Source organism: Pseudomonas sp. Mb7 (assembly GCF_054790525.1).
In genome coordinates this window covers 4,305,361-4,325,162 of the sequence record NZ_CP186501.1, presented here as the reverse complement: position 1 = coordinate 4,325,162, position 19,802 = coordinate 4,305,361, and the positions used below count along the sequence as shown (strand labels likewise).

Below are 19,802 nucleotides of genomic sequence, written 5' to 3'. Positions count from 1 at the left end.
CTTCGGCAACTCCTACATTGATCCCTGTAGGAGCTGCCGAAGGCTGCGATCTTTTGATCGTTAAAGCGCGGTGCTGTAGCGGCGCACGCCGTTTTCCACTGCCGGGATTTGTGCGGCGGTGCTGCCCGATGCCTGGAACAGCACCAGATGCTCAGCGGCAACACGAATCCCCACCTCCGCGCCCACCTGATGATCCGCATGGCTCGGGAAAATCGATTCCAGCTGCGCACCCGTCGGCAATTGCAGGCGATACAGCGTCGAAGCGCCAAGGAACGTCTTACCCACAATCCGTGCTTTCAAGGCGCTGTCCGGCGCATACACAATGTCATCCGGGCGCAGCAACACGTCCACTGCACCGCCAATCGGCCAGGTATAAGCGCGATTTCCGCGTAACTCACCCAGTTCAGTCTGCACCGATTCCGGGCTGTCGAGCTGGCCGCGAATGAAGTAACCCTGACCGATGAAGCTGGCCACATACGGTGTCGCCGGTTCGTGATAAAGGTTGTACGGCGTGTCCCACTGCTCCAGTCGACCTTCCTTGAACACGCCAACGTGATCGCTGACGGCAAAGGCTTCCTCCTGATCGTGGGTCACCAGAATCGCGCTGGTACCTCGGGCCTTGAGGATGTCGCGCACTTCGTGGCTGAGCTTGCGGCGTAGTTCGCCATCGAGGTTGGAGAATGGCTCGTCGAGCAACAGCAATTGCGGTTCCGGCGCCAGGGCGCGGGCGAGGGCAACACGTTGCTGCTGGCCACCGGACAACTCGTGCGGGAAGCGTTTGCCGAGATTCTTCAGGTTGACCAGTTCGAGCAGCTCTTCGGTGACGCGCTCTTTGTTCGGATGCTTGCGAATACCGAAGGCGATGTTGTCGGCAACGCTCAGGTGCGGGAACAGTGCGTAGTCCTGGAACACCATGCCGATCCGGCGTTTTTCCGGGGCGAGGGTGAAGCCGGCGCTGGAAATGGTTTCGCCACCGAGGGTGATTTCCCCTTCGTGCACTGGCTCGAATCCGGCAATGGCACGCAGGGTGGTGGTCTTGCCGCAGCCAGACGAGCCTAGCAGGCAGCCGATATCACCGGCGTTGAGGTGCAGATTGAGGTTCTGCACCACACGTTGATCTTGATAGCCGCAAGCGAGGTTGCGCAGGTTCAGCAGTAATTCATGGCTCATGCGTGGTGATATGCCGGTTCAACGAGGAACTCGAGCAGGGCCTTCTGTGCGTGGAGACGGTTTTCTGCCTGATCCCAAGCGACGGAGCGCGGGTCATCAAGCAGGTCGAGGCTGATTTCTTCGCCACGGTGCGCCGGCAGGCAATGCATGAACAGCACGTCCTCGGCAGCGAGGTCGAGCAGGGCGCGGTTGACCTGAAACGGCGCGAACAGCTTGAGGCGCTTGGCAGTTTCCTCTTCCTGACCCATCGAAGTCCAGACGTCGGTGCTCACCAGATGCGCGCCGCGCACGGCGTCTTGCGGGTCGCGGACGATGGTCACGCGATCGCCAGCTCTGGCGACGAATTCAGGATTTGGCTCGTAGCCTTCCGGGCAGGCAACGCGCAACTGGAAGTCGAACTGGATCGCCGCTTCTATATAGCTGTTGCACATGTTGTTGCCGTCGCCGATCCAGGCGACCGTTTTGCCCTGGATCGAGCCACGGTGTTCAAGGAACGTCTGCATGTCGGCCAGCAACTGGCACGGGTGCAGGTCATCGGACAGGCCGTTGATCACTGGCACGCGCGAGTTGGCGGCGAATTCGGTCAGGGTGCTGTGGGCAAAGGTACGGATCATCACCGCATCGAGCATGCTCGACATGACGATGGCGCAGTCGCCGATCGGCTCGCCACGGCCCAGTTGGGTATCGCGCGGCGACAGGAAGATTGCCTGGCCGCCGAGCTGGATCATGCCGGCCTCGAACGAGATCCGGGTACGGGTCGAGGATTTCTCGAAGATCATCCCCAGCACGCGGTTTTTCAGAGGCTCGAACAGTACGCCGCGGTTACGCAGGTCCTTGAGCTCAACGCCTCGACGGATCACGCTGACCAGCTCTTCGGGCGTGCAATCCATCAGGGAGAGAAAGTGCCTTGCGCTCATCATTGACTACCTTTTGCTACAAACCGCAGATGCTCAAAGCCTTGTTTAACGGAACAACGGGCGAGACCTGCGGCGTAAGCCGCACGGGGCGACGAAATAGGGGAAGGCGCGATATTGACACTAAATGTCGCGTTTTTCCAATAGGCTACGGTTTTTGCGGGATTCGGAGGGCGCACTGAATGTTGCAGTCGCGCATTTGAAGCCGGGTTCAGGACAGCAGCGAGCCTCTTTGTACACTGGCGTTACAGGGGTTGGCAATGCGGCGTGGCGGGGATCGCGTCGCTTGGGTCGGTTTACCACCGTGGCGCCATGCCATCACTTGGTCGGATGCTCAGGCTGAAACATTTGCTAAAGCAAAGTGCTGGGTTATAAATAAGTTTCGAGCGACGCAGGAAGCCTCCGCATGGAATCGAAAGAAAAACTGTTAATGGAACTGCTGGGCCACACGGCTCGCTCACTGACCCATCTCACCGCCTCAGTCACTTCAATGTCATTCGAACTGCTGCGCAGCGAAGACGAAGTGGTGAAGAGCGCCGGCCGCCACATGATCGATCGCATGGCGACCATCAGTGCCGGGCTCGACGAACACTGGCGATTGATCGGCGAGCTCACCGGCGTACATGTCGCCCACGAGCAGATTGAAACCATTCAGGAGATTCAGTTGGCCGCACCGCCTCAGCTGCCGTCGAACTGATCATGGCGGTTTATCGGCTCGCCTGATAACCGCCGATTCACAAGACGAACGTCGCTGGCGCAGGATCGGCGCCGGGGCCATAGTTTTGTTCCCGCGGGCGTGATTGCCTGCCCAGAACAAGACAGAGACTGGCCATGACCAAGACTCTCCATCACCGTGCCTGCCATCTGTGTGAAGCCATTTGCGGGCTGACCATCGAAACCACCGAAACCGAGGGCAACGTCGCGATCACTTCAATCAAGGGTGACGCGCTCGACACGTTTAGTCGTGGACACATTTGCCCCAAGGCTGTGGCCCTGCAAGACATCCAGAACGATCCTGATCGCCTGCGCCAGCCAATGCGCCGTGTGGGCAGTGAATGGCTGCCGATAGAGTGGGACGAGGCTTTTGCGCTGGTGGCCGAGAAGCTGGCGGCCATCCAGGAGCGTCATGGCCAGAACGCCGTGGCGGTCTATCAAGGCAACCCGAGCGTGCATAACTACGGGCTGATGACCCACAGCAATTATTTCCTGGGGCTGCTGAAGACGCGCAATCGCTACTCGGCGACCTCGGTCGATCAGTTGCCGCATCACCTGAGCAGTTATCTGATGTACGGCCATGGTTTGCTGTTGCCGATTCCAGATATCGATCACACCGACTTCATGCTGATTCTCGGCGGTAATCCGCTGGCGTCCAACGGCAGCATCATGACCGTGCCGGATGTCGAGAAGCGTTTGAAAGCGATTCAGGCGCGCGGCGGCAAAGTGGTGGTTGTCGATCCACGGCGCAGCGAGACGGCGGCCATGGCTGATCAGCATTTGTTCGTGCGTCCGGGGGGCGATGCGGCGTTGTTGTTTGGCGTGTTAAACACCCTGTTTAGCGAAGGCTTGACCAGCGAAAGTCATTTGCCGGTCGATGGGCTGGATGACGTGCGCGCCGCTGTCGCTGCGTTTACCGCTGAAGCCATGAGCCCGTTGTGTGCTGTTCCTGCCGAGCAGATCCGCCAACTGGCCCGGGATTTCGCCGCCGCGCCGAGTGCCGTGTGCTACGGACGCATGGGCGTTTCGACGCAGGCCTTCGGCACCTTGTGTCACTGGGTGGTGCAATTGATCAACCTGGTCACCGGTAATCTTGATCGCGTCGGCGGTGCACTGTGCACTGAACCCGCAGTGGATCTGGTGGCGTCGACTTCGGGCGGGCATTTCAACAAATGGCAGAGTCGCGTTTCCGGGCGTCCCGAGTACGGCGGCGAGCTACCGGTCTCGGCCCTGGCCGAAGAGATGCTCACCGAAGGCGAGGGCCAGATTCGTGCGCTGATCACCGTCGCTGGCAACCCGGTGTTGTCGACGCCGAACGGGCGGCAACTGGAGCAGGCGCTGGATGGCCTGGAGTTCATGGTCAGCGTCGACCTGTACATCAATGAAACCACGCGCTATGCCGACCTGATTCTGCCGTCGACCTCGGCGCTGGAAAACGATCACTACGACACGACGTTCAACCTGTTCGCGGTGCGCAACGTCACCCGCTTCAACCGCGCGATCCTCGCCAAACCCGAGGGCGCTTTGCATGACTGGGAGATTTTCGTGGGCCTGGCCAAGGCCTTGGCCGAGAAGACTGGCAAGGAACTGAAACCGACCATGCCACCGGCGAAGATGATCGACATGGGCCTGCGCATGGGCCTGTACGGTGACGCGTCCGAGCAAAAGCTTTCGTTGGCAACGTTGTTCGATCATCCCCACGGGATTGATCTGGGCGCGTTGAAGCCGAACCTGGCTGCGCGCCTGAAAACGCCGAATCAGCGCGTGCAGGCTGCTCCGCCAGAGATCCTTGCTGACCTCGCACGCTTTGCCGCATTGCAGGCGCCGGCCGCCGATGAGCTGTTGATGATTGGCCGTCGTCATGTGCGCAGCAATAACTCGTGGATGCACAACTATCACCGTCTGGTGAAGGGCAAGCCGCGCCATCAACTGCTGATGCACCCGGATGACCTCGCTAGCCGTGGGCTTAACGATGGTCAGTTGGTTCGCGTCAGCTCGCGGGTGGGGCAGATCGAGGTCGAGGTGCTCGGCAGTCTGGACATGATGAAAGGTGTGGTAAGCCTGCCGCATGGTTGGGGGCATGCGCGGCCGGGCGTGCAAATGGCGATTGCCAGCAGTCAGCCTGGGTCTAGCGCAAACGATCTGACCGATGAGTGTCAGCTTGATGAGCTGTCGGGTAACGCCGCACTTAATGGTGTGCCGGTGACGGTGGCGGCGGCCTGAATGTGACCGTCGGGGAGACCGAGCATGGCGCTCGGGATTCCGTTACAATGCGTCACCGTGCCGACCCATGAGTCGGAAAGTTCAGCCGAGGTGCTCCATGGATATCATCGAAACGATTAAAGAGCAGATTGCCAACAACACCATTCTGCTTTACATGAAAGGCTCGCCGAATGCCCCACAGTGTGGCTTCTCTGCGAAAGCTGCGCAGGCTGTGATGGCTTGTGGCGAAAAGTTTGCGTACGTGGACATCCTGCAGAACCCGGAAATCCGCGCCAACCTGCCGAAGTACGCCAACTGGCCGACTTTCCCGCAACTGTGGGTCGGCGGTGAACTGGTCGGCGGTAGTGACATCATGACCGAGATGGCTGCAGACGGTTCGCTGCAAAGCACCATCAAGGCGGCTGTTGAAGCGGCAGCGGCGAACAAGTCCGAAGCCTGATCGGCCAGGTTTCATGCGACAGCTGCTGCTTGTGTAGGAGCTGTCGAGTGAAACGAGGCTGCGATCTTTTGATCTTCAGCCAATAAAAAGCCCCGCCACTCGAAAGAGTGCGGGGCTTTTTAGTGCGTTCGAAAAGTTACTGCAAGTTGCCGGTGCAACCTGAAAAGATCGCAGCCTTCGGCAGCTCCTACTCTTCGCCCATCTGCGATTGCAGATAGTTCTCAAGACCGACTTTGTCGATCAGGCCCAGTTGGGTTTCCAGCCAGTCGATATGTTCTTCTTCGGATTCGAGAATGTCTTCGAGCAGTTCACGGCTGCCGAAATCGCCAACGGTTTCGCAATGGGCGATTGCGGTCTTCAGGTCAGCGTGACCGGTCTTCTCGATACGCAGGTCGCACTCCAGCATTTCCTTGGTGTGCTCGCCGATGTGCAGCTTGCCCAGGTCCTGCACGTTCGGCAGGCCTTCGAGGAACAGGATGCGCTTGATCAGCTTGTCCGCGTGTTTCATCTCGTCGATGGATTCTTTGTACTCGTGCTTGCCGAGCTTGTTCAGGCCCCAATCTTCATACATGCGTGCATGCAGGAAGTACTGATTGATCGCGACCAGCTCATTGGCAAGGATCTTGTTGAGATGCTGGATGACTGTAATGTCGCCTTTCATGATCGGAGTCCTGCCCTGTATTAGCTGTATATACGGCAGAGTTTGAGCTTCGTACTTATAAGTGTCAAACCTAAGTTATTGAATAATATATGAAAATTAATCGGAATAAGAATGTTTGTGTTCCGCGTCTGGGCGCTAAGCAGTTGATTTACAGGCATAAAAAAACCGGACATAAGTCCGGTTCTTTGAAATGGAGGGCAATTAGGCGGCAGTAAATTCTACAGGGTAGGGGATCGCAGCCTGAGCGGTTTGCAGCTTGGTCAGGGTTTCGCGAACGACTTCCTTGGCAAGGCACGCACATTTGCCGCATTGGCTGGCGACGCCGGTGGCCTGGCGGACTTCTTTATAGCTGCAGCAACCTTCATAGATCGCATCGCGGATCTGTCCGTCGGTGACGCCAGTGCAGAGACAAACATACATAAGTGAGAACCGTCGCTGGTTGTGACTCAATTGCGATGGATCTTAATGTTAACGAGAATGATTGTCAAAGTGCTTTCGGAAGGCTTCTGCTGATTCACAGCCGTGACTGACGAACGGTATTTGCTGGCGATTTGCCTGGCCCCGTAAATGCAGCGCCGTTCTACGCCTGCTTCGAAAAACCGTTAAGGACAGGCCAAATTCGCAGTGTATGATGGTCGGCCCTTGCGAAGGGGGTTCGTGTCACAGGGCTGTCGCTTGAGGGTGGCAGGCTGGCGCGGACCCTGAACTTCAAGTTTTTACACCAGGAGATATCAATGAGCGTACTCGTAGGCAAACAAGCCCCTGACTTCACCGTCCCGGCCGTACTCGGCAATGGCGAGATCGTTGACAGCTTCACCCTGTCCTCGGCCATCAAAGGCAAATACGGCCTGGTGTTCTTCTACCCACTGGACTTCACCTTCGTCTGCCCGTCCGAGCTGATCGCTCTGGACAACCGCATGGCCGACTTCAAGGCACGCAACGTTGAAGTGATCGCTGTGTCGATCGACTCGCACTTCACTCACAACGCATGGCGCAACACCCCAGTAAACAATGGCGGCATCGGCCAGGTGAAATACACCATGGCTGCCGACATGAAGCACGACATCGCCAAGGCTTACGACGTTGAATCCGAAGGCGGCGTGGCTTTCCGTGGCGCGTTCCTGATCGACGACAAAGGCGTTGTCCGTTCGCAGATCATCAACGACCTGCCGCTGGGCCGTAACATGGAAGAGCTGATCCGTCTGGTCGACGCTCTGCAATTCCACGAAGAGCACGGCGAAGTCTGCCCTGCCAACTGGAAAAAAGGCGACAAAGGCATGAACGCTTCGCCAGAAGGCGTTGCGGCTTACCTGACCGAGAACGCTGCAGCCCTGTAAGGCGCAACGTCGAGGTACAAAAAACCGGCCCACGTGGCCGGTTTTTTTATGCGGAGAATTAATTGAAACAGCCTCTCGGCATCATTTGTTTCAAATGTTCGGAAAAAATACTGGATGAGTGAACAGTGGCTGGATAGGGTTGTGCTCGAGCGATAACGGGGTACGAAGGCGACTGCCTTGTCCTGAATCGCGCCTCACTTCAGTAAGGACGGTGCAATGGATTGCATGATGCAGAAGGGGATTCAAATGCCGAGTAGCTTGGACGTTGCGGATTATTTCCTCTGCCTGGAAGGGCATGAGGGCGAGATATCCAATCTCAAGATTCAAAAAATGGTTTATTACGCTCAAGGGTTCAGTCTGGCCGTCCATGGTGAGGCTCTCTTCCCTGAAAAGCTGGAGGCGTGGATGCACGGGCCGGTGGTTCCGGATCTGTATCGAAGATTCAGCCAATTTGGATCGAGTGCCATTCCTCCTCCAAGTGATTTCAATCCAGATCTTTTCAGTGCCAAACAACAAAGTCTGCTCAACGAAGTATTCGACGTTTATGGCCAGTTTTCGGCGTGGAAACTACGTCAGTTGACGCATGAAGAAGCCCCTTGGCGTAGAAACTTCAAGGAAGGGGAGTTCAGCCGAGAAATTCCCGCCTGTGAGATGGAGGAGTATTTCCGGGAGCATTTGGTGAACTGAAATGGCCAAGTTCAAACGCAGGGAACGCGATGCGGCAATTACAGTAACGGCACGGACGTCCACCATCGAAATAGATTCATCGGAAGCGCGACCTCCGGTTTTCTCATTTGAGTATTTGCAGAATGGCTGGTGCATTCAAGATTGCGAGGCCGTCGAACGGTCGAAAATGCTAGAGCGTCTGAGGATTCTGGGAAGAATGCCGTGGAGAGAATTGCGCAGAGAGCATAGGCATCGATATGGCTGTGAAACAATTGAGAGAAACAGTCTGAAAGTGGGAATTCCTGCTTTTTTGACAGGTGATGTCAGATTGCTGGTGTTTCGGGCTTTTGAACGTGTAGCGATGGTGGGATACAAGAGCCATCGGATTTTTTATGTCGTGTGGATTGATCGAGAATTTAAGCTCTATAAGCATTAAACAAAAAAACCGGCCCACGTGGCCGGTTTTTTTATGCGCGGGATTTACCCGACGACCCTCAATCAGTCGTCGAAGTCTTCCCAGCCGCCCATCTGTTTCCAGCGGTTGACGATGCCGCAGAACAGCTCAGCGGTTTTCTCGGTGTCGTAACGCGCCGAGTGCGCCTCGCGGCCGTCGAAATCGATGTCAGCGGCCTGGCAGGCTTTCGCCAGTACGGTTTGACCGTATGCCAGACCAGCCAGCGTCGCGGTGTCGAAACTGGAGAATGGGTGGAACGGGTTGCGTTTCATGTCCAGACGCGCAACGGCTGCGTTCAGGAAGCCAAGGTCGAAGCTGCTGTTGTGCCCGACCAGAATCGCGCGCTTGCAGCCATTGGCCTTCAGCGCCTTGCGAATGCCACGGAAGATGTCGGTCAGCGCGGTTTCTTCGCTGACCGCCATGCGCAGCGGGTGATCGAGCTTGATCCCGGTGAACTCCAGCGCTGCTGCTTCGATGTTGGCGCCTTCGAAAGGCTCAACACGGAAGAAGTAGGTGTGATCCGGGTATACAAAACCCTTTTCATCCATGGCGATGGTGGTCGCGGCAATCTCCAGCAGAGCGTCGGTGGCCGAGTTGAAGCCACCGGTTTCTACGTCAACGACAACCGGCAGGTAGCCGCGAAAGCGTGCTGCCATCGGGTGACGGGAACCGCCACCACCACTTTGACCGTCCAGTTCGTCGTCGAAATGGTCTTCACTCACGCGTGTTCCTCCAGCAGGCGCCAGCGCAGTTTTTCACCGGCGCGCAGCGGGATAACGGTCAGCTCGCCAAACGGCAGGCTGGTCGGGGCGGTCCATTCTTCACGAACCAGGGTGATGCGATCGGTGTTCGCCGGCAGGCCGTAGAAACGCGGGCCGTTGAGGCTGGCGAAGGCTTCGAGTTTGTCCAGCGCATTACGCTGTTCGAAGGCTTCGGCGTACATCTCGATCGCGGCGTACGCGGTGTAGCAACCGGCACAGCCGCAAGCGGCTTCCTTTGCGTGCTGTGCGTGCGGCGCCGAGTCGGTGCCGAGGAAGAACTTCGCGCTGCCACTGGTGGCGGCGTCGAGCAGGGCTTCCTGGTGCGTATTGCGCTTGAGGATCGGCAGGCAATAGAAGTGCGGCCGAATCCCGCCCACCAGCATGTGGTTGCGGTTGTACAGCAGGTGATGCGCGGTGATGGTCGCGCCAACGTTGGCCGAGGCCTCGTTGACGAACTGCACGGCGTCGCCGGTGGTGATGTGTTCGAACACCACTTTCAGCGTCGGGAAGCGCTCGACCACGCGGCGCATGTGCTCGTCGATGAAGATCTTTTCGCGGTCGAACACATCGACGTCGCCACGGGTGACTTCACCGTGGATCAGCAACGGCATGCCGACTTCGGCCATGGCTTCCAGTGCCGGGAAGATCTTGTCGATGCTGGTTACCCCGGAATCGGAGTTGGTGGTCGCGCCGGCCGGGTACAGCTTGGCTGCGTGCACAAAACCACTGGCCTTGGCTTCACGAATTTCTTCGGGCTGGGTGCGGTCGGTGAGGTACAGCACCATCAGCGGTTCGAAGCGACTGCCGGCCGGGCGGGCAGCGAGAATCCGCTGGCGATAGCTGTCGGCTTCAGCGGCGTTGCGCACCGGTGGTACCAGGTTGGGCATGATGATGGCGCGGCCAAAAGTGCGCGCAACATCGGCAACGGTATTGGTCAACACGGCACCATCGCGAAGATGAATGTGCCAGTCGTCGGGACGCAGCAGGGTCAGGCGGTCGGACATGAGGGGATTCCAGGCGGGTCAAACTGAGGCGAATGCTACCGGAAAAGACTCTTGCAGGCACTCGCTATCAAGTTTTGCCGGAACCTTCCGATATCCCGTAGGTATGCCGTAAACATAGTGTGAATCGGTCTTTGTGTTTCAGAAGCCAATGGAGCCTCCCGTGCGCCAGCGTTATTTAGCCTTGCTCAGTGTGTTTGCCAGCCTTCCCGCGATGGCGCTCACGTACCAGACCCGTCTGGAGAACATTGAGTGGACGGTCGCCGGCGACAAGTTCGAGTGTCGTCTGACCCAGCCGATCACTGATTTCGGCTCAGGTGAGTTCGTGCGCAAGGCCGGCGAGCAGGCGATATTCCGTCTGAACGCCTACAACGCCATGCTCGGCGGCGGTTCTGCAACGTTGCTGGCAGCGGCTGCGCCTTGGCAGCCGGGCCGTGGTGACATTAATCTGGGCTCTGTGCGGCTCGGCAGCGGCAACGTGCTGTTCAGCAGTTCGCAGTCCCAGGCCGGGGGGCTGATCAGCGGCCTGCTGGACGGGCGCAGCCCGGTCGTGCGTCGCGCGTCTGGCGATGGCCGTGTCTCGGAAGTACGCCTGTTGCCGGTCAAGTTCAGCAAGGCCTTCAACGATTACCAGACATGTGTGGCGAAATTGCTGCCGCAGAATTTTGACCAGATCAAGCAGTCGCAGATCGGTTTCCCCGGTGAAGGCGTTGACCTCGACGCTGCCGCCAAAGCCAAACTGCAAGTAATGCTTGAGTTCATGAAGGCCGATCCGACGGTCAATCACATCGAACTCGACGGCCATTCCGACAACAGCGGTAATCGCCTGACCAACCGTGAACTGTCGCGCCGCCGCGCGCTGGCGGTGGTCGACTTCTTCAAGGCTAACGGCATTCAGGAATCGCAGATCACCGTGCGTTTCCATGGCGAGCAATATCCCATTGTGCCGAACACCAACGCGGCCAATCGCGCGAAGAACCGTCGGGTCAATGTCAAACTGGCGCGCGTGGCGCCGGTCGCGGCTCCGGCTCCGGCACCGCAAGCGAGCACGCCAGCCAATACTGCGGCGACTTCCTGACCCGCCGGTCATCGTCGCGCTCTCGACAGATTCTGTCGCTTTGTCGTCTTAAGCTGTCGCGCCTCTGTAAATTATCGCGTTGGAGCGGTAGACTCCTCGGCTTTCCGTAGAACCCCGTGGAGTGATGGCATGGCGGACGTAAACAAGGTCGTTCTGGCGTATTCCGGCGGCCTGGACACTTCGGTGATCCTCAAGTGGCTGCAGGATACTTATAACTGTGAAGTGGTGACCTTCACCGCTGATCTCGGTCAAGGCGAAGAGGTCGAGCCGGCCCGCGCCAAGGCTCAGGCCATGGGCGTCAAAGAAATCTACATCGACGACCTGCGCGAAGAGTTCGTGCGTGATTTCGTGTTCCCGATGTTCCGCGCCAACACCGTTTACGAAGGCGAGTACCTGCTGGGTACTTCCATCGCGCGTCCGCTGATCGCCAAACGTCTGATCGAAATCGCCAACGAAACCGGCGCTGACGCCATTTCCCATGGCGCCACCGGCAAGGGTAACGACCAGGTGCGTTTCGAACTGGGTGCCTACGCGCTCAAGCCAGGCGTGAAAGTGATCGCGCCTTGGCGTGAGTGGGACCTGCTGTCCCGCGAGAAGCTGATGGACTACGCCGAGAAGCACGCGATCCCGATCGAGCGTCACGGCAAGAAGAAGTCCCCGTACTCGATGGACGCCAACCTGCTGCACATCTCCTATGAAGGCGGCGTGCTGGAAGACACCTGGACCGAGCACGAAGAAGACATGTGGAAATGGACCGTCTCCCCGGAGAACGCTCCTGACAAAGCGCAATACCTGGAACTGACCTACCGCAACGGCGACATCGTTGCACTGGACGGCGTCGAGATGACTCCGGCCACCGTGCTGGCGACGCTGAACAAGATCGGTGGCGCTCACGGTATCGGCCGTCTCGACATTGTCGAAAACCGTTACGTCGGCATGAAGTCCCGTGGCTGCTACGAAACCCCGGGCGGCACCATCATGCTGCGCGCTCACCGCGCCATCGAATCGATCACCCTGGACCGCGAAGTCGCTCACCTCAAAGACGAGCTGATGCCGAAATACGCCAGCCTGATCTACACCGGTTACTGGTGGAGCCCAGAGCGTCTGATGCTGCAGCAGATGATCGACGCTTCGCAGGTCAACGTGAACGGCGTTGTGCGCCTGAAGTTGTACAAAGGCAACGTGATCGTTACCGGCCGCAAGTCCGACGATTCGCTGTTCGATTCCAACATCGCGACCTTCGAAGAAGACGGCGGTGCTTACAACCAGGCTGATGCCGCGGGCTTCATCAAGCTCAACGCGCTGCGCATGCGCATTGCTGCCAACAAGGGCCGCAAGCTGGTCTAAGCGTTCTGGTCTGAAGCGTAATGAAAAGGGCGGCCTTGTCATCGAGACAAGGCCGCCCTTTTTGCATGATTCTTTGTTTGCGTCTGATTGAAGCCTGTTCCTGGTCTTGGCATCTGTGGCTACGACTCATCTTTCATGCCCGTCCCAGCAGCGTTACCGCCTGTGCGCAAAGGTTATAAACAATACAAATCGTTTTGCCTGAGCCTTTCCTGACGTGCCTGATCTTCAGCAATGAATGCTGCGTCAGTAAAACATCCGATACATGATTGGAAAGAAACACCACTACCCGGGGAGTTTTCCGGTCCAGGTTCCGGATGTTTTCCAGAATCGTGGCTAACTCTCTCGATGCATCGACACCCCGAACGTCGATGAGGTGCAGGTCACTGACCCACGCGGGCAACTGAATGTTGTGCTGAACAATCAGGTTCGATTTTGAATTGATGGCCGAGGGCGGGTCAGGTGCGTTGTGGACTTTGCACGCGTCCTTGCATTCGGTTGGGCCTGACTCGCTGGGCACGATACAACTTGATAGTCCAAATGTCCCTTGCGTGGCTGGCTCCAGGGGCGGTGTGTTTCGTTTGTTCTCGCGATCGTTGTTATCGATTACTTTAAGAAAGTTTTTGTCCTTGCCGAAGTCCGAGGGTGAGTAGAGGGAACGGTAATTAAAGTTTAAAGTTATAAAAAATAGAAACAGCAAGTAGAACGGAAAGCTGATCAGAAACCATACGTAGATCTCTCTGTCCTTGTTGTCTAGAAAAGGCAGCGAAATGGCGGCTGATGTTTCCGAAATAGCTGCAAATATGGCAATTACCGTCATTGGGTTAGTGATTTTGTTTTTTATTTTCAGCATGCTTGTACTCTTGTGTTTGATCTGTCTCGTTGGTGATAAGTTTGTGTGGTTGAGTAGCTTGGCAGACGGGTTTCAAATACTTGTATTTATAGCAAAAGTATTGTGTTAGGTATAAATATCTTGTTTCAAGTGTTTATATCGGGTTTGAAGTTGTGAGGTTGGTGTGTCGGCTGTTGCATTGTGTTTCGGGTTAATAATCAAAGTTCTCGGCCGAGCGCAGATTTGCACGTGTCATGGCCGTTCGGGCATAGTGAAACTCAGCGATAAGGCATGATTTCTGTGTCGCTAGTCGTAGTCTGTAACAAGTTAAAAGCGAAATATTTCCGTGAGCGGAGGAGGAAATAACGTCGGATGTTTACTGGGGGTAGCGGCTTTTTGTAGGAATAGTCCGCAATGACTGTAGGGTATGTCTCTCGATGCTGGTGCGTGTTAACACTGCCATGCCATAGAGCAAGTGACTGGGCTATTGTGCGTGTTCTGAAAATTCGAACAGCGAAACTGGACTTGCCCATGAATAAAGTGCTGATCGTGGATGATCACCCTGTCATTCGTCTTGCGGTACGTATGCTGATGGAACGTCATGGCTACGAAGTCATCGCAGAAACTGATAACGGTGTGGATGCGTTACAACTTGCTCGAGAACAAATGCCGGATATTGTCATTCTGGATATTGGAATACCCAAGCTTGATGGTCTGGAAGTTATCGCGCGCCTGACTACGACGGCCATGCCTATTAAAGTTCTGGTGTTGACCTCCCAGGCTCCCGGGCACTTTTCAATGCGCTGCATGCAGTCGGGAGCGGCCGGCTATGTCTGTAAACAACAGGACCTGACCGAGTTGCTCAGTGCGATCAAGGCGGTATTGTCGGGCTATAGTTATTTTCCCAATCAGGCTTTGCATACAGTCCGCACCAGTCTGGGCAATGCCAGTGAAGCCGACATGGTGGATCGTCTGTCCGGTCGGGAAATGATGGTGTTGCAGCAGTTGGCGCGAGGCAAGACAAACAAGGAAATTGCCGATGGCATGTTTTTGAGCAACAAAACCGTAAGCACCTACAAGACGCGCTTGTTGTTGAAGCTCAATGCGCGATCCCTGGTTGATCTGATCGAGTTGGCGCAGCGTAATGGTCTGGTCTGAATGTATCGATGGCTGACAGGGTGATGGGCCGGTCGAACTCAGCTAGCCGCAGAAAGTGAAAAGCCTCCATTTCGGGAGGCTTTCAAATATCAGTCATCAAAATCGTAATCGGCCAATTGCTTTTGCAGTCGGCGCTCCTCAAGCAGGTTATCGATCGTACGGCGCTTGCTGAGATTGGTCTTGGCGACTTCGACCACAGGTTCGGTGTCCTCAGTTTCCGCAGCGATATCATCATCTACATCAAGTGGCTCTTTGTCGCTACTCATCAGCTAACTCCCGGCTAAGAATGCCTTTGGCGCTCCTTATATCGATATTCCTGCGGCGGGTAAAAAAGATTTTTTCAATCGACTTATCAATTATTCCAATAGCCGGTCAATCGTCCGAAGTTTTCTCCTTGTACTCGCACAGGTCTTCGATCCGGCAACTGCCGCAGCGTGGCTTGCGGGCCAGACACACATAACGGCCATGAAGTATCAGCCAGTGATGAGAGTCGAGAAGGAATTCTTTGGGTACAAACTTCATCAGCTTCTTTTCCACTTCGACCACATTTTTACCCGGTGCAATGCCGGTGCGGTTGCTGACCCGAAAGATATGAGTGTCGACGGCCATGGTCAGTTGGCGGAAAGCCGTGTTGAGTACGACGTTGGCGGTCTTGCGGCCCACTCCCGGTAGGGCTTCGAGCTCTTCACGGGTTTGCGGGACTTCGCTGCCATGGCGTTCGACCAGCAAGCGGCAGGTCTCGATGACGTTCTTGGCCTTGCTGTTGTAGAGGCCGATCGTCTTGATGTATTCGGATAGCCCCTCGACGCCCAAAGCGTGGATCGCCGCTGGCGTGTTGGCAACCGGGAACAGCTTTGCCGTGGCCTTGTTGACGCCGACGTCTGTCGATTGCGCAGAAAGAATCACCGCGATCAACAACTCGAACGGCGAGGAGTAGGCCAGTTCGGTCTTCGGTTCCGGGTTGTCTTCGTGCAGGCGGCGGAAAATCTCCAGGCGTTTTGCTGCATTCATGAGCGATGTGTTTCCTTGGATATCGAGTTCGGGCGAACTATCGCCTGACGCGCCGCCAGCAGCAGCGCCAACAAAATAAAAGCACCGGGGATCAACGTGATCAGGTGCAGCCCTTCGCCAAATACAACAAGACCTGGCCAGTGTTCGAACAGTCCCCGGCCGAGACTGCCGTGACCGACGAGTTCACGCAGCCCGGCGAGCCCGAGCAGCAATCCGCCGAACATGCCGCAGAGTTTGAGCCGCTCGATCCACGACTGTCGCCAGAAACCGTTGTGCTCCAGCACCACGCATTGCAAGGCGATCAGGCCGACATAGAGGCCGAAGGTTTGCTGCCAGGGCAGAAACCAGCGTTGCGCCAAAAGATCTGCGCAACTGGTGAGGGTCGCGGCGAGCAACACGCTGGCGAGCAACACGCTTTTTTCTGTGAGTCGTGGTCGCAAGGCAGCCATGCACAGGCCATACAAGCTTGCGACAGTAACGAACATCAATAATGTCCCCACACCACCTGCCAGTGAGTCACTGGTGCCAAGCAGCAATGTCAGCATCAAAGTGTTCGAGAGGACTGCTGATCGGTTCATCTTCCGCTCCCCAGCAGCGCGGCCCGATGTTCATCGAAGTAGCGCAGGGCATCATGGATCGCGCTGATGGCTGCGCGCGAGGTGATGGTCGCGCCAGCTATTTGATCAAATTGTCCCTGATCCTTTTGCAGCGCCCATCCCGCATCAGTCGGCTCCTTGCTCGATGTGCCGATAAACGACTGTAGCCAGGTATTCGGCCAGTCACCCAGATGCCCGCCGAGTCCTGGCGTTTCCCTTTGTTTAAGGGTTTTTACACCGAGCAATTTGCCGTTGGTATCGATGGCGATCAACAGTTCGATGGCGCCCGCATAACCCTGGGTTTGACTGTGCAGCAAGATCGCAACGGTCTGGCCGCGTTTGGTCGCGCGATAGCCACCCGTTAAGGTGCTATGGCTCAAGTTCAAGTCTGCCAAGGCCAAAGGCTGCTCGAGCGGTTGATTGTCGTAGGCATCGAGTGGAAGCAAATCCAGCAGTTTGCGGCTTTCGATCCAGTGCTGCCCGCTGGCAATTTGCGCTGCAGAACTACGGTATAAAACATAAGTCGCAGCGACGCCGATGACCGCCAACAGCAGCACAATAGACGCGCTGGCCGTGCGATTCATGGGCGCACCTCTGACTGACGGCTCGCGGCAAATCGCTCCAGCGCAGGCACGCAAAGATTCATCAGCAGCACTGCGAACGCCACGCCATCCGGGTATCCACCCCAGGTTCGAATCACGTAAGTCAGCAGCCCGACACTGCCTCCGAACAGCAGACGGGCAAGCGCGCTTTTAGCGCCAGAGACCGGTTCAGTGATGATAAAGAACGCCCCCAGCATGGTCGCGCCACTGAGTAGGTGAAACAGCGGTGACCCATGCGAGTCCGAGCCGGAACCGTTCCAGCACAGCAGACTGATGACAAACAGGCTGGCGAGCATGCCCACTGGCGCATGCCAACTGAAAACGCGGCGCTGCAGCAGAAATAGCCCGCCGGCGAGGAACGCCAGATTCACCCATTCCACACCGTGTCCGCCCCATCGACCGAAGGCTGGATTGCTGGTGAACAACTCGTCCATGGTCAGGCTTTTATTGATGCGCAGGCTGTCCAGTACGGTGGCCTGGACCCAAGCATCCGGCGCCTGACCTGCGCCGAACACTTGTTGAAACGTTGCCGTCAGATCCAGGCCATGAGCCGGCCAATGGGTCATTGGTTGCGGGAACATCACCATGGCCAGGGCAAACCCGAGCATTGCCGGATTGAACGGGTTTTTGCCGACGCCGCCGTACACGTGCTTGCCGAACAGCAGACCCGCAGCCATGGCCGTTACCGTCAGCCACCAGGGGCAATAAGGTGGCAGGGCAGCAGCCAGCAATGTCGCGCTGACCAGCGCGCTGCCGTCGCTCAGCGCTGGCTGCAGGGGCTGTCGACGCAGGTGCAGGACCGCTGCTTCGACAATCAGTGCTGTGGTGGCCGCCAGAATCAGATTGATCAACACCCCCCAACCGTACAGCCAGAACAGTCCGAGCAGCCCCGGCAAAGCGGCCAGCAATACCAGCTTCATTGCCTGTTGCAGGCGATTGTCCGGTGCCTCAAGGGGCAACATGATCTTGCACCTGGCGCTCGGCGTCTTGCAGGCGGGCGCGGGCCTTGGCGAGGATTTCGGTGGGCGTGTCGGCGCGCCGTTCGAGTTTGTTGAGGTCGGCGCGGGCGTAGGCCAATTCGGTTTTCAACTGGCGAAGCTGGCTGTCGACCGGGCGTTTTTCGACGCGCACCAGGTCAGGCAACGGCTGATCGCTTGTAGCTTCGGCGGCGTGCAGGGCCTGTTCGGCATCGCGTAGTGCTTGTTCCAGCGCGGCGATCTGTTCGGGCGCCGCTTCGGCGGTTTGGGCTTTTTTCAGTTCGGCACGACGCATTGCCAACTGGATTTTTGCCCGTTTCAAGTCGGCATCTTTCGCCGGGGCCGTGACTGCCGGGGCAGGCGGGGCGCTGCTTTCAAGTTTCGCCAAGGCCTGCTCGGCCGCGTCGAACTGCTGCTGCAACACGATCAATTGTGCCTGCTGCTCGAACGTCGGCGGATGACCGAAGGCTTTCAACGACTTGTGCAATTGCGCGCGGCTCATCGCTACATCAATTTTGGCTTTCTTCAGCGCCGCGTCAACGGTGGCGGCTTTCTGCGCACGCACGCGTTGCAATGCTGCCTGCACCGGATCGGTCGCGGTCACTTCAGGCTGCACCGCCCGTTTCGCCCGCGCTTCACGCTCAGCCTGTTTCTGTTGTTCTTCGCGGTGCAAGCGCTCGTTTCGGCGCTCGAAGCGTTGACGCGCGTGATCGCGTTTGGCCGCGCGCGCGCGCTGCTCGTCGAGACTGACGGCGAGGCCGCCCACCACCGGCAACGTGCCCGGCGACAATGGATTCATTTCGATGCAATCCACCGGGCACGGTGCGACACACAGATCGCAACCGGTGCACTCGTCGACGATGACCGTGTGCATCAGTTTCGCCGCGCCGACGATCGCGTCGATCGGGCAGGCCTGAATGCACTTGGTGCAGCCAATGCATTCGGCTTCACGGATAAACGCCACTTGCGGCGGTGCCGAGCCGCGACTGATGTCCAGCTCCAGCACCGGCACTTTCAACAGTTCAGCCAGCGCCGCGATGGTTTCGTCACCGCCCGGCGGGCACTTGTTGATCGGCTCGCCCTCGGCGATGCCTTGTGCGTACGGTTTGCATCCGGGATGGCCGCACTTGCCGCATTGGGTCTGCGGCAGGAGGGCATCGATGCGTTGAATCAGACTCATGTTTTGATCAGTCCACTGAATCCGAGAAAAATCACTGCGATCAGTCCGGCGCCGATCAGATCAATCGGCAGGCCACGAAAGGGCAGGGGGATATCGTTGTCGGCCGTGCGCTCGCGCAAATCGCTGAAGAGGCTCAGCACCAGCCAGAAACCCAGCCCGGCGCCAAGACTTAGCGCTATTGCCTGCGGCAGGCCTTGATCGTTTTGCGCGTTGATCAGTGCCAGCCCGAGCACTCCGGCATTGCCCAGCAACAATGGCCATAGCCCGTCGAAAGGCAGACCGTGAAAGCCGCCGGACAACAGTTTCAGCAGCGGTGCGATCAGCAACACACTCAATGGCAGAAACACGAACAGCCGCAGGGCTTCAAGATGAAGCGGCACCAGTAGCCAATGCCAGATCACGTAAGCGGTTACGCCCGCAACCAGCATCAGGCACAACGTCGCCAGTCCCAGCGCATGCACCTGGCGACGACTGCCCGCCAGCAGCGGATCGACGCCCAGGGGCCAGTGCAACACGAAGTTGTTAAGCAGCGCAGCACTGATAAGCGTAAGCACGAGTTCGGTCATGGTTCTGCCAGAGAAACGGGCGGCTATCTCATAAGGTTAGGCATTATCCAGCAGCCACGTAGGGTGGGCCAGATATGAAAAATCCCACCGGCATGCGGGGCACGCCGGTGGGATCGAT

23 protein-coding genes are annotated in these 19,802 nt (G+C 57.4%); 9 read left to right on the top strand and 14 right to left on the bottom strand.

Annotated elements, in window-relative coordinates; genetic code table 11:
- Positions 1–60: 60 nt before the first annotated feature.
- On the bottom strand, positions 61–1,170 hold the full coding sequence (locus ACOYXH_RS19465) for an ABC transporter ATP-binding protein (protein ID WP_007916688.1): 1,110 nt from the start codon (positions 1,168–1,170) through the stop codon (positions 61–63).
- Positions 1,167–2,087 (bottom strand): ornithine carbamoyltransferase, encoded by a 921-nt coding sequence (gene argF / locus ACOYXH_RS19460; protein ID WP_093430582.1) that lies wholly within the window; start codon positions 2,085–2,087, stop codon positions 1,167–1,169. The genes ACOYXH_RS19465 and argF overlap by 4 nt, the downstream gene beginning before the upstream one ends.
- Positions 2,088–2,490: 403 nt before the next feature.
- Here argF and ACOYXH_RS19455 point away from each other — a divergent pair, with 403 nt between their 5' ends.
- From ACOYXH_RS19455 to grxD, 3 genes are all read left to right on the top strand, one after another.
- A complete protein-coding gene (locus ACOYXH_RS19455) occupies positions 2,491–2,781 on the top strand; it encodes a hypothetical protein (protein ID WP_016986650.1) in 291 nt (96 codons plus the stop codon).
- Between the two features lie 134 nt (positions 2,782–2,915).
- A complete protein-coding gene (locus ACOYXH_RS19450) occupies positions 2,916–5,021 on the top strand; it encodes a molybdopterin oxidoreductase family protein (protein WP_095048292.1) in 2,106 nt (701 codons plus the stop codon).
- Positions 5,022–5,118: 97 nt separating this feature from the next.
- Positions 5,119–5,460: a Grx4 family monothiol glutaredoxin gene (grxD, locus tag ACOYXH_RS19445; RefSeq protein ID WP_016773402.1), complete on the top strand. Its 342-nt coding sequence runs from the start codon at positions 5,119–5,121 to the stop codon at positions 5,458–5,460.
- Positions 5,461–5,647: 187 nt separating this feature from the next.
- Here grxD and bfr read toward each other — a convergent pair whose 3' ends face one another.
- Both bfr and ACOYXH_RS19435 read right to left on the bottom strand, forming a co-directional pair.
- The gene (gene bfr, locus ACOYXH_RS19440; protein ID WP_007916671.1) at positions 5,648–6,121 is read right to left on the bottom strand and encodes a bacterioferritin; all 474 of its coding nucleotides are present in this window, start codon (positions 6,119–6,121) and stop codon (positions 5,648–5,650) included.
- Between the two features lie 201 nt (positions 6,122–6,322).
- Positions 6,323–6,541, bottom strand: coding sequence for a bacterioferritin-associated ferredoxin (locus ACOYXH_RS19435; protein WP_093430580.1), 219 nt, complete (start codon positions 6,539–6,541; stop codon positions 6,323–6,325).
- 314 nt (positions 6,542–6,855) lie between these two features.
- Here ACOYXH_RS19435 and ACOYXH_RS19430 point away from each other — a divergent pair, with 314 nt between their 5' ends.
- The 3 genes from ACOYXH_RS19430 to ACOYXH_RS19420 all read left to right on the top strand — a co-directional run bounded on the left by ACOYXH_RS19430 (position 6,856) and on the right by ACOYXH_RS19420 (position 8,560).
- A complete protein-coding gene (locus ACOYXH_RS19430; protein WP_003227723.1) occupies positions 6,856–7,458 on the top strand; it encodes a peroxiredoxin in 603 nt (200 codons plus the stop codon).
- A gap of 216 nt (positions 7,459–7,674) precedes the next feature.
- A complete protein-coding gene (locus ACOYXH_RS19425) occupies positions 7,675–8,145 on the top strand; it encodes a Panacea domain-containing protein (protein WP_095048291.1) in 471 nt (156 codons plus the stop codon).
- Between the two features lies 1 nt (position 8,146).
- On the top strand, positions 8,147–8,560 hold the full coding sequence (locus ACOYXH_RS19420; RefSeq protein ID WP_093430578.1) for a hypothetical protein: 414 nt from the start codon (positions 8,147–8,149) through the stop codon (positions 8,558–8,560).
- A gap of 62 nt (positions 8,561–8,622) precedes the next feature.
- Here the strand turns inward: ACOYXH_RS19420 and rnt are convergent, their stop codons facing one another.
- Both rnt and pyrC read right to left on the bottom strand, forming a co-directional pair.
- The gene (gene rnt / locus ACOYXH_RS19415; protein ID WP_007916667.1) at positions 8,623–9,300 is read right to left on the bottom strand and encodes a ribonuclease T; all 678 of its coding nucleotides are present in this window, start codon (positions 9,298–9,300) and stop codon (positions 8,623–8,625) included.
- The gene (gene pyrC, locus ACOYXH_RS19410) at positions 9,297–10,343 is read right to left on the bottom strand and encodes a dihydroorotase (protein WP_095048290.1); all 1,047 of its coding nucleotides are present in this window, start codon (positions 10,341–10,343) and stop codon (positions 9,297–9,299) included. The genes rnt and pyrC overlap by 4 nt, the downstream gene beginning before the upstream one ends.
- 160 nt (positions 10,344–10,503) lie before the next feature.
- On the opposite strand from pyrC, the gene ACOYXH_RS19405 reads away from it, so the two are divergent.
- Both ACOYXH_RS19405 and ACOYXH_RS19400 read left to right on the top strand, forming a co-directional pair.
- Positions 10,504–11,418: a flagellar protein MotY gene (locus ACOYXH_RS19405; RefSeq protein ID WP_460409889.1), complete on the top strand. Its 915-nt coding sequence runs from the start codon at positions 10,504–10,506 to the stop codon at positions 11,416–11,418.
- Positions 11,419–11,547: 129 nt separating this feature from the next.
- Entirely contained in the window at positions 11,548–12,765 is a 1,218-nt protein-coding gene (locus tag ACOYXH_RS19400; protein ID WP_460409888.1) for an argininosuccinate synthase, read from the top strand.
- A 133-nt stretch (positions 12,766–12,898) separates the two neighbouring features.
- Here the strand turns inward: ACOYXH_RS19400 and ACOYXH_RS19395 are convergent, their stop codons facing one another.
- Positions 12,899–13,615, bottom strand: coding sequence for a hypothetical protein (locus ACOYXH_RS19395; RefSeq protein WP_095048288.1), 717 nt, complete (start codon positions 13,613–13,615; stop codon positions 12,899–12,901).
- Between the two features lie 510 nt (positions 13,616–14,125).
- Here ACOYXH_RS19395 and ACOYXH_RS19390 point away from each other — a divergent pair.
- Positions 14,126–14,752, top strand: a complete 627-nt coding sequence (locus ACOYXH_RS19390) for a response regulator transcription factor (protein ID WP_064119001.1) — start codon at positions 14,126–14,128, stop codon at positions 14,750–14,752.
- Between the two features lie 89 nt (positions 14,753–14,841).
- Here ACOYXH_RS19390 and ACOYXH_RS19385 read toward each other — a convergent pair whose 3' ends face one another.
- The 7 genes from ACOYXH_RS19385 to ACOYXH_RS19355 all read right to left on the bottom strand — a co-directional run bounded on the left by ACOYXH_RS19385 (position 14,842) and on the right by ACOYXH_RS19355 (position 19,684).
- Positions 14,842–15,018: a PA3496 family putative envelope integrity protein gene (locus ACOYXH_RS19385; protein WP_093430574.1), complete on the bottom strand. Its 177-nt coding sequence runs from the start codon at positions 15,016–15,018 to the stop codon at positions 14,842–14,844.
- A gap of 106 nt (positions 15,019–15,124) precedes the next feature.
- Positions 15,125–15,763 carry an endonuclease III gene (gene nth / locus ACOYXH_RS19380; protein ID WP_038369071.1) on the bottom strand — a complete coding sequence of 213 codons (639 nt, stop codon included), beginning with the start codon at positions 15,761–15,763 and terminating at the stop codon, positions 15,125–15,127.
- Complete coding sequence (locus ACOYXH_RS19375; protein WP_460409887.1) at positions 15,760–16,341, bottom strand: Rnf-Nqr domain containing protein; 582 nt, start codon at positions 16,339–16,341, stop codon at positions 15,760–15,762. The genes nth and ACOYXH_RS19375 overlap by 4 nt, the downstream gene beginning before the upstream one ends.
- Positions 16,338–16,943, bottom strand: a complete 606-nt coding sequence (locus ACOYXH_RS19370) for an RnfABCDGE type electron transport complex subunit G (protein WP_095125870.1) — start codon at positions 16,941–16,943, stop codon at positions 16,338–16,340. The genes ACOYXH_RS19375 and ACOYXH_RS19370 overlap by 4 nt, the downstream gene beginning before the upstream one ends.
- Positions 16,940–17,923 (bottom strand): RnfABCDGE type electron transport complex subunit D, encoded by a 984-nt coding sequence (locus tag ACOYXH_RS19365; RefSeq protein WP_095048286.1) that lies wholly within the window; start codon positions 17,921–17,923, stop codon positions 16,940–16,942. Before ACOYXH_RS19365 ends, ACOYXH_RS19370 begins: the two co-directional genes overlap by 4 nt.
- The gene (gene rsxB / locus ACOYXH_RS19360; RefSeq protein WP_460409886.1) at positions 17,910–19,118 is read right to left on the bottom strand and encodes an electron transport complex subunit RsxB; all 1,209 of its coding nucleotides are present in this window, start codon (positions 19,116–19,118) and stop codon (positions 17,910–17,912) included. Before rsxB ends, ACOYXH_RS19365 begins: the two co-directional genes overlap by 14 nt.
- Positions 19,115–19,684 (bottom strand): electron transport complex protein RnfA, encoded by a 570-nt coding sequence (locus ACOYXH_RS19355; RefSeq protein WP_095048284.1) that lies wholly within the window; start codon positions 19,682–19,684, stop codon positions 19,115–19,117. The genes rsxB and ACOYXH_RS19355 overlap by 4 nt, the downstream gene beginning before the upstream one ends.
- Positions 19,685–19,802: the final 118 nt, after the last annotated feature.